The sequence below is a fragment of the Devosia sp. genome, assembly GCF_028290625.1.
GTDB lineage: Bacteria > Pseudomonadota > Alphaproteobacteria > Rhizobiales > Devosiaceae > Devosia.
Window position 1 is genome coordinate 141,778 of record NZ_JAQGJM010000030.1, and the last position, 14,453, is coordinate 156,230.

Consider the following 14,453-nt stretch of genomic DNA (forward strand, 5'->3'; position numbering starts at 1 on the left):
GGGCCCGCCAATCAAGGCGCGCGCCCGTTCAGTCGGGAAAGACGCGCAGGCCGAAGGGGCCAACAAGAGCGCTGAGTTGCGACTCGCTGACCTTGATGCCGGCATGATTGCGCGCCCGCGTTAGGTCGAGCCCACTGACCACCGCGTCGCGCAGGTCGGCCCCGTCCATGTCCGCTTCATCGACGATCGCCGCCGACAGATCGGCCTTGCGAAACCCAGTCTTGCTGAGACTGGTGCGCGAAAAATCCACCTGCCGCAGACTGCTGCCGGCGAAATCGCAATCCTCCAGCACCACGCCGCGGAAATTGGCAAAGTCCAGCGCGCTATCGATGAACCGCCCTGCCGCCACGCTATTGCGCCCACTCTTGCGCACGAAACTGGCATCCTCGAAATCGGCGCCCGAGGCCTTGCAGCGTTCCAGGGTCAGGCCATGCAGATTAGCCCCGGCAAACCGCGCCAGCGACAGGTTGCACTCGATAAAATGCGCACCACGCAATTGCGCATCGGCGAAATCGCAGCCCTTGCGCGCATCGCTGTCGAACAGCACGCAACGGGTGAATTTGACATTGACCAGGTCGGCCTTGATGAACTTGCAGTTGAGGAAGGTTACATCCTCGAATACCGACTCGTTGAGTTCGGCCCCGGCCAGCGCGCCATCGCGCAGCTGGCAATTGCGCAGGCGCAACTGCCCGCTCGGCAGGTCGCGCCAGTCTATCTCGAACAGGTCCTCGCCCTCGATGACCTCGCCAGCGCGAACCGCGTCGTCGAACGCCGCCTGGCGAATCACCACCAGGGCTTCGGTGAAAAATCCATGTTCGCGCTGCGCTCGATCACCCGGGCGGCGGCGAACAGGGTTTCCTCGTCGAACGGCTTGCCGATCAACTGCAGGCCCAGGGGGAGCCCCTGCCCGTCCTTGCCGGCAGGCACCGCAATGCCCGGCAGCCCGGCCATGTTGACGGTCACGGTGAACACGTCATTGAGGTACATCTTGACCGGATCGCTGGCCATGTCCTCGTCGCCAATGCCAAAGGCCGCGGAGGGCGTCGCTGGCGTCAGGATCGCATCGACCCCAGCGTTGAACGCGTCCTCGAAGTCCTTCTTGATCAGCGTGCGCACCTTCTGTGCCTGCACATAATAGGCATCAAAATAACCTGCAGACAGCACGTATGTACCGATCATGATGCGGCGCTTGACCTCGCGACCAAAGCCGGCAGCCCGCGTCAGCTCATACATATCGGTGATATCGCGGCCAGATACACGCAGCCCGTATTTAACACCGTCATAGCGCGCGAGGTTTGACGACGCCTCGGCCGGTGCCACGATGTAATAGGCGGGCAGCGCATATTTGGTGTGCGGTAGCGAGATATCGCGCACTGTCGCGCCTTCGGCACGCAACCAATCGAGACCCTGCTGCCAGAGCTTTTCGATCTCGGCGGGCATGCCGTCCATGCGATATTCGCGCGGAACGCCAATGGTCAGCCCCTTGACCCCGCGTTCGACGGCAGCGGCAAAGTCTGGCACCGCCAACTGAGCGCTGGTCGAATCCTTGGGATCGAAGCCCGACATCGATGTCATCATCACGGCCGCATCTTCGACGGTGCGCGCGATCGGTCCCGCCTGGTCCAGGGAGGAGGCAAACGCCACCACGCCCCAACGCGAGCAGCGCCCGTAGGTCGGCTTGATCCCGACAGTGCCGGTGAAGGCCGCCGGCTGCCGGATCGAGCCGCCGGTATCGGTCGCCGTCGCGGCGGCACAGAGCCAGGCCGAAACCGCCGCTGCCGAGCCACCCGACGAGCCACCCGGCACCAGATTGGCATTGCTGCCTTCGGCCCGGAACGGACTGATCACCGGCCCATAATACGACGTCTCGTTGGAAGAGCCCATGGCGAACTCGTCCATGTTGAGCTTGCCCAGCATGACCGCGCCGTCGCGCCACAGATTGCTCGTGACGGTAGATTCATATTCCGGCTTGAAGCCATCGAGAATGTGGCTGGCCGCCTGCGTATGCACGCCCTTGGTGCCAAACAGGTCCTTGATGCCCAGCGGAATGCCTTCCAGCGCCCCGCCCTCGCCCTTGCCGAGCTTTTCATCGCTGGCCTTGGCCATGTTCAACGCTTGCTCGCCCGTCACCGCCACATAGGCGTTGAGCGCCGGATTGGCGGCCTCGATGGCAGACAGATAGGCGCCCGTCAGCTCGGTGGAGGTGAAGGATTTTGCGGCCAGGCCCTTGCGGGCTTCGACGAGGCTCAGTTTGGTCAGATCGGTCAACGGGGTAACTCGCTCAGATTGTCGCAGCGGTGATACAGGGTAACGCCGGGATTGGTGGTTGGCCCGGGTGGTTCAAGATTGCCCGACGAGACCATCATCGCGTCGTAGCTGGACACCACCTGCACCGTGGTTTCGTCATAAGGACTGATCGACAGCGTATCGGGATAGACTTCGCCGGGCGCTTCGCAAACCGCGGAGACAAACAGGAAGCTGCTGCCCTTTTGCCCCTTCACATCCATGAAGTTGCAGTGAAATTCCATGCCCTGGATGCCGTCGGTCAACGACATTGCCAGAAAATCCGTGTCGTTGAAGGCGTCGACGCCAACATCCTGCAGCTTCTGGCAAGCCGCCGGATCGGTGACGTAGAGCTTGGACTTGTCCACGCTCAGCTCCTGCGCGCCCACCGACACGGTCAGCAGGCCCAACAGCACCATGCTCGCTATCGCTTTGATCATTTGATGAAATCCGCCGGGGTCAGCGCCTCGCACTGCGTATAGACGCCGGCATAGCTCTCCGGGTCGCGCTCGGCATCGGTGCTGTCGCCATGCTTCATTGACAGGATTTCCACCATAGCGGGCGGCGTGCCTTCGCGGTCGCCCCAGGCCAGGTTGATATTGCTCGAATCCGAGGTCACCACGACATTGTCGATGAACGCCAGATAGGGCCCGTCGCAGCGCGCCGTGGCATAGACCTCGTCCGTGCCCCAGTTCGAAGCATTCATGTGGGTATCGACCAGCTTGCAGCCGAGTTCGCCCATCCAGATGCCGACGCGCGGCGACACCGCCGCGGCCTTCAGGTCGAACAGGACTTGGCCCATATCCGCCTCGCCAGCACGCTCGCACACCGCGGGATCCGAGACATAAACCGCGTCATACTGGTCGGCCATCGCCGTCCCAACACTCACCAGCATCAACGCCGTCGCAATTCCAAATTTTTTCACGCCGGCTGTTCCATGTTGAGGGGCATCTCGAAGAATGCCGACCATTCGCTATCGGGATAGTCATAAAATGCCCCGCGCGGGGTAAATCCGCTGCGGGTGTAGAGCCGGTGAGCGCCGTCGAAGCCCGGGCCGGTGCCCGTTTCCAGCATCAGGCGCGAAACGCCCTTGTCGCGCGCTTGCGCCACGATCGCCGCCAGCAACGCCGAGCCCACCCGCTGCCCGCGCACTGCCGGATCGGTGAACATGCGCTTGACTTCGGCAGTCCCGTCGTCGGCCAGCTTGAGCGCCCCGCAACCGATTGCCGCGCCGGCCGCGTCGCGCGCCACGAACACCGTCGTCGCCGCATCGGCCATCTGCTCCACCGTCATCTTGAACTGGAATTCCAGCGGCGACAGAGGCAACAAATGCTCGTTCAACTGCGCGACCAGACGGCGCACATCGTCCTGCAACGGCGTCTCGATGGCGACCGTCACGGCCATGATCTACTCGATCACCTTGGGCACCATGAAGAAATTGTCTTCGCTCAGCGGCGCATTGGCGACGATGCGCTCCGGGTAACCGCCATCGCTCACCACGTCATCACGTCGGCGCAGCACCATCGGCGTCACCGAGGTCATCGGCTCGACGCCGGTCACATCCACCTCGCTGAGCTGCTCGACGAAGCCCAGGATCGTATTGAGCTCGTCCTGATAAGTCGCCACTTCGTTCTCTTCGATACGAATGCGCGCCAGGCGCCCAATGCGCTTTACGGTTGCGGCGTCGACCGACATGGCTTGTCTCCAGGCTTGGGAAGTGATGCGCTTTTAACAACGGCGCGCGTGAAGTTGCAACATGTGCGACCAATCTTCGACGATTGCCACCATACCGCCACCCCCACCGCCCTTCCCGCGGACTTGATCCGCGGGCCACTATCGGCATGTGCCAAACTGAAAAAGACCCGCGGATCAAGTCCGCGGGTAGGCAAGGTTGGTCGAGAGCCGCGCTATACCTCCAGCGCCAGTCCCGGCTCCAGCGCCATCAGCCCGGTGCCGTCCAGCAGGTCCTTCACCCGCAGAATCACCGCGTCTACCGCCGCTTCCGGCCCGGCTACCGCGATCAACTTCGGCGCCAAGGCTTCCAGCACATTGGCCGCCAGCTCCGGCAACGCCTCGGGCGCCCCTGCGACGACGACCACCGCATTCCCCGCCCAACGTCCCATGCGCTCGACTGCGCCGGTCACGATCAGCAGCGGTTGCTCACCCACCGCATCCAGTAGGATAGCCTTGTCACCCGCCCGATACACCGCTACCGCCGGCACGTCGCTCTCATCAATCAGCGCTGACACCTTGCGCGGCACCCACCGCGCCGGATCGATGGCTTCCAGCCCAACCAGGTCCGCAAACGACACCTGCCGATCCGCACCCGACACCAACTCCGCCCGATCGATTCCCGCGGGCGCCCCCTCCGCGTCGATCACCAGCATCGCCCCGCCGATATGCACTCGCATCGTCGTGCCGCCGAACCAGGTCAGTTTCATCAATCGAATCCAGTCGCCAAATTTGCCCACAAACTATAGGACGGTCTCGATCACACAAAGCCGAGACCTCATGTCCGACGACGAATTCGCCAATCCGCTGGCCAATATCCCCGCGACCGGCCGCATCATGGGGCTCGATCTGGGCACCAAGACCATCGGCGTCGCCATCTCCGACGGCATGCGCTATTCGGCGACCCCGCTCGAAACCATCAAGCGCACCAAATTCACCGCCGACGCCATCCGGCTGGACGAAATCATCGCGCAAAACGCCATCGTCGCCGTCATTCTGGGCCTGCCGCTCAACATGGACGGCTCCGAGGGCCCGCGCGTGCAGTCCACCCGCGCCTTCGCCCGGAGCCTCGCGCAACGCATCACCCTGCCCATCGCCTTCTGGGACGAACGGCTATCCACCAGCGCGGTGACCCGCATGATGATCCAGGCGGACATGCGTCGCGACCGACGCGCCGAGGTCGTGGATAAGCTGGCCGCGAGCTACATCCTGCAGGGCGCATTGGATCGTCTAAGAAACTGATAATCAACTAGAAAGCCGCCACCACGCCTCCTACCGGCCTGGTAGACCTGACTACATGCGTGCCAGATCGGCTAAATATCGCACAGCCAACACTACAGTCTTCGGTATATCTCCCCCGCCGCGATAGTCGGTTATAGATCGGCGAGAAAGTCCAAGCAGCGCCGCCAGTCCATCCGAGCTCAGATGAAGCTCCGCCATCACAGCCCTGAACTCTTCTGTGTCCATGCTCATTCGAGGCAACCTTGCGATCGCTACCGCAGTCAACGAAAGCTTGCCATCCCAGATGATCCTGTCTCCTTCAGGGGAAACTCGCAAAGCCGAAAATAGGCTATCGTTAGATCGGAGCCTAACAAGGGACCTATCATTTGCCAGAAGTGGGAACAGGTCTTTTGTTTCTACGACATTGTCAGTCCACGTTACGCGTACAAGTCGCCCGCTCTCCGGCTTGGCTCGCCGGATGCGCGGAGTTTTTTCTCTTACGAGGACCACGTTCTGCATGGCCTAGCGGCCGGCCAGCGCTAAGATAAACGAGGAACCGGACAGACAATCGTACGCCAAGGTCTTTCACTTTCAATCTTCGGCAAGACCCGAGGACACTTCCAACATTGCGAAGAACTAAAACTACCGAAATCTGCGCACTGCCAGACCACGTATTGCCTCTAATCTGCTCTCGGCCCCGTTTCAGCGGCATGTTCGCTTCCAACCTCCAATTTCAGGGCAAAGGCTGCCCAAATTAGAGATATGGCTGCCGCAAACTTTAGAACATCAGATACAGTACTTATGTCTGCGTCCGTTCTTCTAATGTTCTATATTTGTTCAATGTAGTCAAGCGACGTAGGCTATGGCATGAGGATAAAATTATTCCCCTTGCCCCCCGCGCCCCCCTCCCGTAAACCCCACCAAACAATACGGATGGGAGCGCATGGCCCAAGCTTCGCCAGGCAAAGCCTCGACTACCTCGACCGCCTCCTCCGGCGATTTCCCCCCATTCCAGCAGCGCCACCTGCTCTCGATTGCCGATCTGAAGCAGCACGAGATCATCGACCTGCTCGACCGCGCCGAGCGCATGGTCCCGGTCTCCCGGCAGGAGCGCAAGACGCTCCCCACGCTGGCGGGCAAGACCCAGATCAACCTGTTCTTCGAAGCCTCGACCCGCACCCAGGGCTCGTTCGAAATCGCCGGCAAGCGCCTCGGCGCGCTGGTGATGAACATGTCGGTCAAGACCTCGTCGGTCTCCAAGGGCGAAACCCTGATCGACACAGCCTCCACCCTCAACGCCATGCGGCCCGACGTCATCGTTGTCCGCCACTCAGCCGCCGGCGCCGTCGAACTCCTGAGCCAAAAAGTCGGCTGCGCCGTCATCAATGCCGGCGACGGCGCCCATGAGCATCCCACCCAGGCCCTGCTCGACGCCCTCACCATCCGCCGCCACAAAGGCCGCATTTCGGGTCTCACCGTGGCCATCTGCGGCGATATCGCCAATTCCCGCGTCGTCCGCTCCAACCTGCTCCTGCTCGGCGCACTGAACGTGCGAACCCGCGTCATCGCCCCACGCAACCTGCTGCCAGCCGGCATCGAATCGCTGGCCACAGAGGTCTTCACCGACATGCGCGAGGGCCTGGCCGGCGCTGATGTGGTGATGATGCTGCGCCTGCAGCATGAGCGCGCCAATGGCCGCATGATCCCCTCGGTCCGCGAATATTATCGCTTCTACGGCCTCGACGCCGAAAAGCTCGGCTTCGCCAAGCCCGACGCCATCGTCATGCATCCCGGCCCGATGAATCGCGGCGTCGAGATCGATCCCGCCATTGCCGACGGTGTGCAATCGGTCATCAACGAACAGGTCGAAATGGGCGTCGCCGTGCGCATGGCCGTGCTCGATGCGCTGCTGCCTGCCGGAGACCAGTCATGAGCCGGCCCGTCCTCATCGAAAATGCCCGCATCGTCGATCCGGGCTCCATGACCGATCATCAAGGTGCGGTGCTGATCGAAAACGGCGTCATAGCCGATATCGTTCAGGGCGGCCCCGTCGGCGTGCCCGAGGATGCAGAAGTCATCAATGCCAAGGGGCTGATTCTCGCCCCAGGCCTGATCGACATGCGCGTTTTCACCGGCGAGCCCGGCAAGGAATATCGCGAAACCCTGCAGTCGGCCGGCGAAGCCGCCGCTGCCGGTGGCATTACCAGCTTCGTCATGATGCCGGACACAACCCCCGTGGTGGACGATGGCGCGCTAATCGATTTCTTGATCCGCCGGGCCAGTGCCACCAGCAAGGTCAATATCCTGCCTGCCGGTGCCATCACCAAGGGCCTCAACGGCTCCGAGATCACCGAATTCGGCCTGCTCAAGGAGGCCGGCGCCGTCTGCCTCACCGATGGCCGCCGCTCGATCCAGTCCAATTCGCTGCTGCGCACCGCCTTCAGCTACGCCGCCAACTATGACATGCAGATCATCCACCACGTCGCCGACCGCGAACTGACCGGCGACGGAGTGATGAACGAGGGCCTCTTCGCCACCATTCTGGGCTTGCGCGGTATTCCGCTCGAAGCCGAAACCATCCCCCTGGCCCGCGACCTGCAACTGGCCGTGCTGACCGGCACCCGCTACCACGCCGCGCAAATCTCGACCGCCTATTCGGCCTCGCTGGTCCGCGAAGCCAAGCGCCGGTCCAAAAAGATCACCTGCGGCATCTCGATCAATAACCTGTCGCTCAACGAAAACGACATCGGCCGCTACCGCACATTCTTCAAGCTGGCGACGCCGCTCCGCACTGAGGACGACCGCCAGGCCATGATCGAGGGCCTTCGCTCCGGCGTCATCGACACCATCCATTCGGACCATGATCCGCAGGATAGCGAGGTCAAGCGCATGCCCTTCGCCGAAGCCTCTGACGGGGCCATTGGCCTCGAAACCCTGCTCGCCGCCGCCCTGCGGCTCGTCCATTCGCGCGATGTCGACCTGATGACCGTGCTGCGCGCCATGACCTTCCGCCCGGCGCAAATCCTCGGCCTCCCCTCCGGCCGCATTGCAAAAGGCGCACCGGCCGACCTCATCCTCTTTGATCTCGACTATCCCTGGCAGGTGGCCGAACGCGATTTCCACTCGCGCTCGCGAAATACCGCCTTTGAAGGCGCGCGACTTGCTGGCAAGGTGATGCGAACCATCGTGGGCGGCCAAACCGTCCACACCTTCGCCGAGGAGACCTCGTGACCATCACTTTTCTTTACGCTGCCGTCCTCGGCTATCTTTGCGGCTCGGTGCCGTTCGGCCTGTTGCTCACCCGCGCCGCCGGCCTGGGTGACGTCCGCGCTATCGGCTCCGGCAGTATCGGCGCCACCAATGTACTGCGCACCGGCAATCGCTGGCTCGCCGCCGCCACGCTCATTCTCGACGCCGGCAAGGCTGCGCTACCAGTGTTGTTTGCCCTCTATTTCTGGGGCGAGCAAGCGGGCATGGTCTGCGCCATCTTCGCCTTCCTCGGCCATTGCTTTCCGGTCTGGCTCAATTTCAAGGGCGGCAAGGGCGTCGCCGTGATGATCGGCTCGCTGCTGGCCCTGTCGTGGCCCGTGGGCCTGATTTTCTGCGCCGTTTGGCTGGTCATCGCCTTCGCCCGTAAGATGAGCTCTCTGGCCGCCCTGACCGCCGCCGCGACGGCCCCGATTTTTGCCTATGTGGTGGTCGATGAATGGCTGGCCGCCACCGTAGCCTTGATGGCGATTTTGCTGTTCTACCAGCACCGGGCCAATATCGCGCGCCTGCTCAACAATACCGAGCCCAAGATCGGCTCGGAGAAGAAAGCCCCCACGGCGTGAGCCTCGTCGCGCCAGGCCTGGTCCTGACGCGCTCGCAACGCACGGCCTGGCTTCGGCTGATCCGCACCGAAAATGTCGGCCCCGTTACCTTTCGCCAATTGCTGAACCGCTTCGGCTCGGCCGACGCTGCCATCGAGGCCCTGCCCGGCCTGCTCAAGCGCACCGGCACGGCTCCCCGCATTACCACCCAGATGCAGGCTGAGGACGAACTGGCCGGCCTCGAACGGTTCGGCGCGAGACTCGTCGCGACTGGCGAAGCCGATTATCCCAATCTGCTCAACTATATCCCCGCCTCGCCACCGCTGGTCACCATGGCCGGTGGCGAAAATCTCGATTGGGCCCGTACCGTCGGCATGGTCGGCGCTCGCAACGCATCCTCCGCCGGGATCAAGATGACGCGCATGCTGGCGCTCGATCTCGGCGAGCGCGGCTACACCATCGTCTCGGGTCTCGCCCGCGGCATCGACACCGCCGCCCATCGCGCCAGCCTGACCACCGGCACTATCGCCGTCCTCGCGGGCGGCTTCGACAAGATCTATCCCGACGAGAACATTCCCCTCGCCCATGACATTCTCGACAATGGCGGCGCCCTCCTCACCGAAATGCCGCTCGGCTGGGAGCCCCGCGCCCGCGATTTCCCCCGCCGCAACCGGCTGGTGTCCGGCCTCTCCCTCGGCATCGTCGTCGTCGAAGCCGCCAAGCGCAGCGGCTCCCTGATCACCGCCCGCCTCGCCCTCGAACAAAACCGCGACGTCTTCGCCGTCCCCGGCTCTCCGCTCGATCCGCGCGCCGAAGGCGGCAACGCCCTGATCCAGCAGGGCGCCAAGCTGATCACAAATGCCGCTGACATCATCGAATCGCTCGGCGGCGCCGATCCGGCCCGCAACGCGCTGTTCGATCCCGATTGGGAGCCCGATTTTTCCGAGGCACAATCCGCCGAAGCACCGAGCGACAGTGACAAGTCGCGCCTGCTCTCCGCGCTCAGCACCACGCCGGTGGAGGTTGACGAGATCATCAGGCAGACGGGGCTGTCGGTCGGCGTCATCCAGATGCTGCTGCTCGAACTGGATCTGGCCGGCGAGATCGAATGGTCCAGCGGGCAATTGGTGGCACTGCGGTACAAGTAGGGCCCCAAATTTTCCTCTCTCTAAGAGAGAGCATCCCACACCCTCATTTCATCCCGTTGACACGCCCGCTCGGCTTCACCATGTTGCGCCACTTCCAGAAGACGTGTGCGGATTGGGTAATTCATGAAGGTCGTGGTCGTTGAGAGTCCGGCTAAAGCCAAGACAATCAACAAATATTTGGGTTCAGGATACGAAGTCCTGGCCTCGTTCGGCCATGTCCGCGATCTGCCGGCCAAGGACGGCTCGGTGCGTCCCGACGAAGATTTTGCCATGTCCTGGGAGGTCGATACCGCCTCCAAGAAGCGCATTGCCGACATTGCCAACGCCCTCAAGGGCGCCGATGAACTGATCCTCGCAACCGATCCGGATCGCGAAGGCGAAGCCATTTCCTGGCACGTGCTCGATGTGCTGCGCCAGAAAAAGGCGCTCAAGAAGGACACACCCGTCCGCCGCGTGCTGTTCAACGCCATCACCAAGGATGCCGTCACCGCCGCGATGCTGATTCCGCGCGATATCGACCAGCCCCTGGTCGATGCCTATCTGGCGCGCCGCGCGCTCGACTACCTCGTCGGCTTCACCCTCTCGCCGATTCTGTGGCGCAAGCTGCCGGGCTCTCGTTCGGCCGGCCGCGTGCAGTCGGTTGCCCTGCGCATCGTCTGCGATCGCGAATCCGAAATCGAAAAGTTCAAGGCCGATGAATATTGGTCGGTCGAAGCCAAGCTGGCCCAGGCCGGCAAGAGCTTCCTCGCCCGCCTCTATTCCGTCGATGGCAAGAAGACCGACAAGCTCGGCATCAAGACCGGCGAGAACGCCGCCGAACTGAAGGCGCTGATCGAAGCCGGCCAGTTCAACGTCTCCTCCGTCGACAAGAAGCCGACCAAGCGCAATCCGTATGCACCCTTCACCACGTCGAGCCTGCAGCAAGACGCTTCCTCGCGCCTTGGCCTCAGCCCGTCGCGCACCATGCAGATCGCCCAGCGCCTCTACGAGGACGGGTTGATCACCTATATGCGAACCGACGCCGTGCAGATGGCCCCCGAGGGTATCGCCATGGCCCGCAGCGCCATCGGCAAGTTCTATGGCGACGACTACCTGCCGGAAAAGGCGCGCATCTATCAGACCAAGGCCAAGAACGCCCAGGAGGCGCACGAGGCCATCCGCCCGACCGATATGTTTAAGAAGCCCGAGGCACTGCATCTCGATGCTGACCAGTCCAAGCTCTACGGCCTGATCTGGCGCCGCACTCTGGCGTCGCAGATGAAGTCCGCCGAAATCGACCGCACCACCGTCGATATCGCCGTCAACGTCCCCGGCCGCGCCGTCGAACTGCGCGCCATCGGCTCGGTCGTCACCTTCCCCGGCTTCCTCGCGCTCTACGGCGTCGAGGCCAAGTCGGATGAGGACGAGGTCGACGAGGACAGCCGCGAACTCCCCGCCCTCGCGGTCGGTGACAAGCCCAAACTGCAGGCCGTCGAGATCGAGCAGCATTTCACCCAGCCGCCGCCGCGCTATTCCGAAGCCAGCCTGATCAAGAAGATGGAAGAGCTCGGCATCGGCCGGCCGTCCACCTATGCGGCGACCCTGACCACCCTCAAGGACCGCGACTACGTCAAGCTCGAAGGCAAGGCGCTGCATCCCGAGGATCGCGGCCGCATCGTCACGGCGTTCCTTGAGAGCTTCTTCAACCGCTATGTCGAATACGGCTTCACCGCCAATCTCGAAGAGCAACTCGACCAAGTCTCGGCCGGCGAGATCGACTACAAGACCGTGCTGCGCGATTTCTGGACCGAGTTCTCGCGCCACACCGCGGAAATCAAGGACCTTCGCGTCACCGAGGTGCTCGACGCACTCAACGACCTGCTGCAGGACCACATCTTCCCGCCCAAGCCCGATGGCGGCGACCGCCGGCTGTGCCCCACCTGCGGCACTGGCCAGCTCTCGCTGAAACTGGGCAAATACGGCGCCTTCATCGGCTGCTCGAACTATCCCGAATGCAAGCACACCATGCAGCTTTCGGACGCCGCCACTGGCCAGTCCTCGGAAGCCGCCGCCGGCGATGGCATCCTGGGCACCGATCCCGCTTCGGGCGAGGAAGTCCACCTCAAGACCGGCCGTTTTGGCCCCTATGTCCAGCTCGGCGATGGCAAGGAGCCCAAGCGCTCATCCCTGCCCAAGGGCTGGGAGCCCACGGCGCTGACACTCGATAAGGCCCTGCAACTGCTCTCGCTGCCGCGCGATGTCGGCCTGCACCCCGATGGCGGCCTGCCTATCGTGGCTGGCCTCGGCCGTTACGGCCCGTTCATCCTGCATGACGGCAAATATGCCAACCTGCCGGACGTCGAAGAGATCTTCACCGTCGGCCTCAACCGCGCCGTCGACCTGCTCGCCCAAAAGGCCGCTGGCGGCTTCAAGCGCGGTGGCTCGGCCGTAGCCGCCATCGCGACCTTCGAGCACGATAACGGCCCCATCACCGTCCGCGGCGGCAAATACGGTCCCTATGTCAACCAGGGCAAGATCAACGCCACCATCCCCAAGGACGTGGCCCCAGAAGCCGTGACACTGGAGCAGGCTCTCGGCTGGATCGCCGCCCGCGCCGAAGCCACCGGCGCAAAGGTCAAGAAGGCCCCGGCGAAAAAGGCTGCCGCCAAGAAGCCGGCGGCAAAGAAGGCCACGACGACGGCGGCTAAAAAGCCTGCTGCCAAGAAGCCCGCAGCCAAAAAAACGACCGTCGCCGACGAAGACGTGCCGTTCTAGGTCCGAGGAGCACCCCTCATCCGCCCTTCGGGCACCTTCTCCCGCAAGGGGAGAAGGGGACAGCACTGAACCCTCAGTCGTCACCCCTCTCCCCTTGCGGGAGAGGGACAGACTATTCTGCGTTCAGCAGAATAGTCAGGGTGAGGGGTTCTACCCGATCGTCCGCTCCAGCACCGACATCCAGTTCCCCAGCGCGATCTTGCCGACCAGCTCCTCGCCATAGCCCTTGTCCAGCAGCGCCTGCAGCAGCTTCTGCACGCCGGTGATGTCCCCGATCGCCGCAGGCATCATCGCCCCGTCGAAATCCGATCCCAGCGCCACGCCATCCTCGCCCAGCGCCTCCACCAGCGCATCGACATGGCGCACCATCACTTCGATCTCGGTATCGGCGATGAACTTCCCATCCGGCCGCAAAAACCCGACGGCATAGTTCAGCCCCACCACGCCCTTGCTTTCCGCAATCGCGGCGAGCTGCCAATCCACCAGATTGCGCGCATGCGGGCAGATCGCGTGCACATTGGAATGCGTCGCCACGATTGGCCTGTCGCTGATCGCCGCCACATCGCGGAACCCTGCCGCATTGAGATGCGACATATCGAGCATCACGCCCATGCGGTTGCACGCCCGCACCAGTTCCTTGCCGGCCTCGGTCAGCCCTGGCCCAATATCGGGATCGACATTGTGCCGGAACGGCACCCCGGTCGCGAACGCATTGGCGCGGCTCCACACCAACCCGACCGACCGCAGCCCGGCGGCATAGAGCACATCCAGCGACCGGAAATTTGTATCGATCGCCTCGGCGCCCTCGATGTGGAACACCGATGCCAGCGTCCCCGCCTCGATCGCGGCGCGCAGTTCGCCAGCACTGCGGCAAACCGCCAGCGCCCCCGCCCGCTCCAGCCGCAGCAGAATCGACGCCATGCCGGTGGTCGACACCTGCGCATCCGCCCAGGCCAGTTGCGGCGGCAGCTTGTCGCTCAGCACTCCAGCCACCGGCGGGGGGCCCTCCCTCAGCGGCGGCGGGAACATCGCGAAAAATCCACCGACCATCCCCCCGACCTTGGCTCGCGGCAGGTCGATATGCGCCCCCGCCATGCCCTCGATAAACGGTTTTTCCTTATCCGCCCCCTCCGCCATCCACAGCTTGAGCAGCGTATCGTTGTGACCGTCGAAGAAAGGAATATTGGGCATGGGGGGACCTGAATTTGCGCTGTGCTACAGATAGGGCCAACCCGCCGCCCGGCCAACCCTCTTGATTGGCGCGTCGCTATTGCTGACGAGCCGCAAGCTTGAGCCTTGCACGGCGCAAAGACACAACAAACTCGGTGTCACCCGGCGCAGGTCGGGCCACCCCTGCCGCAAGGTCATCGCGAAACACCATTCTGCCACGTCCTCGTGGTTCGAGGGTCGCTGCGCTCCCACCTCACCATGAGGACTACTGGGGCAGTGAAATCTATTGAGACAGCGATACCCGATGAAACGCCGCAATTCTCTCAGTAGCCCT

At 63.1% G+C, this 14,453-nt stretch carries 14 protein-coding genes; 6 read left to right on the forward strand and 8 right to left on the reverse strand.

The window, feature by feature from the left end; genetic code table 11:
• Nucleotides 1-28 precede the first annotated feature (28 nt).
• The 7 genes from JWR51_RS16885 to JWR51_RS16915 form a co-directional block, all read right to left on the reverse strand.
• Nucleotides 29-790 (reverse strand): pentapeptide repeat-containing protein, encoded by a 762-nt coding sequence (locus tag JWR51_RS16885; RefSeq protein WP_299750060.1) that lies wholly within the window; start codon nt 788-790, stop codon nt 29-31.
• Nucleotides 784-2,295: an Asp-tRNA(Asn)/Glu-tRNA(Gln) amidotransferase subunit GatA gene (gene gatA, locus JWR51_RS16890; RefSeq protein ID WP_299750107.1), complete on the reverse strand. Its 1,512-nt coding sequence runs from the start codon at nt 2,293-2,295 to the stop codon at nt 784-786. Before gatA ends, JWR51_RS16885 begins: the two co-directional genes overlap by 7 nt.
• A complete protein-coding gene (locus JWR51_RS16895; protein ID WP_299750063.1) occupies nt 2,265-2,723 on the reverse strand; it encodes a hypothetical protein in 459 nt (152 codons plus the stop codon). Before JWR51_RS16895 ends, gatA begins: the two co-directional genes overlap by 31 nt.
• Nucleotides 2,720-3,208, reverse strand: coding sequence for a hypothetical protein (locus JWR51_RS16900; protein WP_299750065.1), 489 nt, complete (start codon nt 3,206-3,208; stop codon nt 2,720-2,722). Before JWR51_RS16900 ends, JWR51_RS16895 begins: the two co-directional genes overlap by 4 nt.
• Nucleotides 3,205-3,687, reverse strand: a complete 483-nt coding sequence (locus tag JWR51_RS16905) for a GNAT family N-acetyltransferase (RefSeq protein ID WP_299750068.1) — start codon at nt 3,685-3,687, stop codon at nt 3,205-3,207. The genes JWR51_RS16900 and JWR51_RS16905 overlap by 4 nt, the downstream gene beginning before the upstream one ends.
• A gap of 3 nt (nt 3,688-3,690) precedes the next feature.
• Nucleotides 3,691-3,978 carry an Asp-tRNA(Asn)/Glu-tRNA(Gln) amidotransferase subunit GatC gene (gene gatC / locus JWR51_RS16910; RefSeq protein WP_299750071.1) on the reverse strand — a complete coding sequence of 96 codons (288 nt, stop codon included), beginning with the start codon at nt 3,976-3,978 and terminating at the stop codon, nt 3,691-3,693.
• Nucleotides 3,979-4,190: 212 nt separating this feature from the next.
• A complete protein-coding gene (locus JWR51_RS16915) occupies nt 4,191-4,724 on the reverse strand; it encodes a hypothetical protein (protein WP_299750074.1) in 534 nt (177 codons plus the stop codon).
• Between the two features lie 70 nt (nt 4,725-4,794).
• Here JWR51_RS16915 and ruvX point away from each other — a divergent pair, with 70 nt between their 5' ends.
• From ruvX to topA, 6 genes are all read left to right on the forward strand, one after another.
• Nucleotides 4,795-5,256 (forward strand): Holliday junction resolvase RuvX, encoded by a 462-nt coding sequence (gene ruvX, locus JWR51_RS16920; RefSeq protein ID WP_299750077.1) that lies wholly within the window; start codon nt 4,795-4,797, stop codon nt 5,254-5,256.
• Between the two features lie 922 nt (nt 5,257-6,178).
• Nucleotides 6,179-7,168, forward strand: a complete 990-nt coding sequence (locus JWR51_RS16925) for an aspartate carbamoyltransferase catalytic subunit (protein WP_299750080.1) — start codon at nt 6,179-6,181, stop codon at nt 7,166-7,168.
• Nucleotides 7,165-8,466, forward strand: a complete 1,302-nt coding sequence (gene pyrC, locus JWR51_RS16930) for a dihydroorotase (protein ID WP_299750083.1) — start codon at nt 7,165-7,167, stop codon at nt 8,464-8,466. Before JWR51_RS16925 ends, pyrC begins: the two co-directional genes overlap by 4 nt.
• Nucleotides 8,463-9,068: a glycerol-3-phosphate 1-O-acyltransferase PlsY gene (gene plsY, locus JWR51_RS16935; protein ID WP_299750086.1), complete on the forward strand. Its 606-nt coding sequence runs from the start codon at nt 8,463-8,465 to the stop codon at nt 9,066-9,068. Before pyrC ends, plsY begins: the two co-directional genes overlap by 4 nt.
• Nucleotides 9,065-10,195 (forward strand): DNA-processing protein DprA, encoded by a 1,131-nt coding sequence (gene dprA, locus JWR51_RS16940; protein WP_299750089.1) that lies wholly within the window; start codon nt 9,065-9,067, stop codon nt 10,193-10,195. Before plsY ends, dprA begins: the two co-directional genes overlap by 4 nt.
• 123 nt (nt 10,196-10,318) lie before the next feature.
• Nucleotides 10,319-12,949 carry a type I DNA topoisomerase gene (gene topA, locus JWR51_RS16945; protein WP_299750092.1) on the forward strand — a complete coding sequence of 877 codons (2,631 nt, stop codon included), beginning with the start codon at nt 10,319-10,321 and terminating at the stop codon, nt 12,947-12,949.
• Between the two features lie 150 nt (nt 12,950-13,099).
• Here topA and JWR51_RS16950 read toward each other — a convergent pair whose 3' ends face one another.
• Nucleotides 13,100-14,140, reverse strand: coding sequence for a dipeptidase (locus JWR51_RS16950; protein WP_299750095.1), 1,041 nt, complete (start codon nt 14,138-14,140; stop codon nt 13,100-13,102).
• Nucleotides 14,141-14,453 lie beyond the last annotated feature (313 nt).

Bases quoted from the DNA above. Each gene is read 5' to 3' on its own strand.
- JWR51_RS16895 (WP_299750063.1), bottom strand. From the start codon at position 2,723: ATGATCAAAGCGATAGCGAGCATGGTGCTGTTGGGCCTGCTGACCGTG.
- JWR51_RS16905 (WP_299750068.1), bottom strand. From the start codon at position 3,687: ATGGCCGTGACGGTCGCCATCGAGACGCCGTTGCAGGACGATGTGCGC.
- gatC (WP_299750071.1), bottom strand. From the start codon at position 3,978: ATGTCGGTCGACGCCGCAACCGTAAAGCGCATTGGGCGCCTGGCGCGC.
- JWR51_RS16915 (WP_299750074.1), bottom strand. From the start codon at position 4,724: ATGAAACTGACCTGGTTCGGCGGCACGACGATGCGAGTGCATATCGGC.
- ruvX (WP_299750077.1), top strand. From the start codon at position 4,795: ATGTCCGACGACGAATTCGCCAATCCGCTGGCCAATATCCCCGCGACC.
- JWR51_RS16925 (WP_299750080.1), top strand. From the start codon at position 6,179: ATGGCCCAAGCTTCGCCAGGCAAAGCCTCGACTACCTCGACCGCCTCC.
- pyrC (WP_299750083.1), top strand. From the start codon at position 7,165: ATGAGCCGGCCCGTCCTCATCGAAAATGCCCGCATCGTCGATCCGGGC.
- topA (WP_299750092.1), top strand. From the start codon at position 10,319: ATGAAGGTCGTGGTCGTTGAGAGTCCGGCTAAAGCCAAGACAATCAAC.
- JWR51_RS16950 (WP_299750095.1), bottom strand. From the start codon at position 14,140: ATGCCCAATATTCCTTTCTTCGACGGTCACAACGATACGCTGCTCAAG.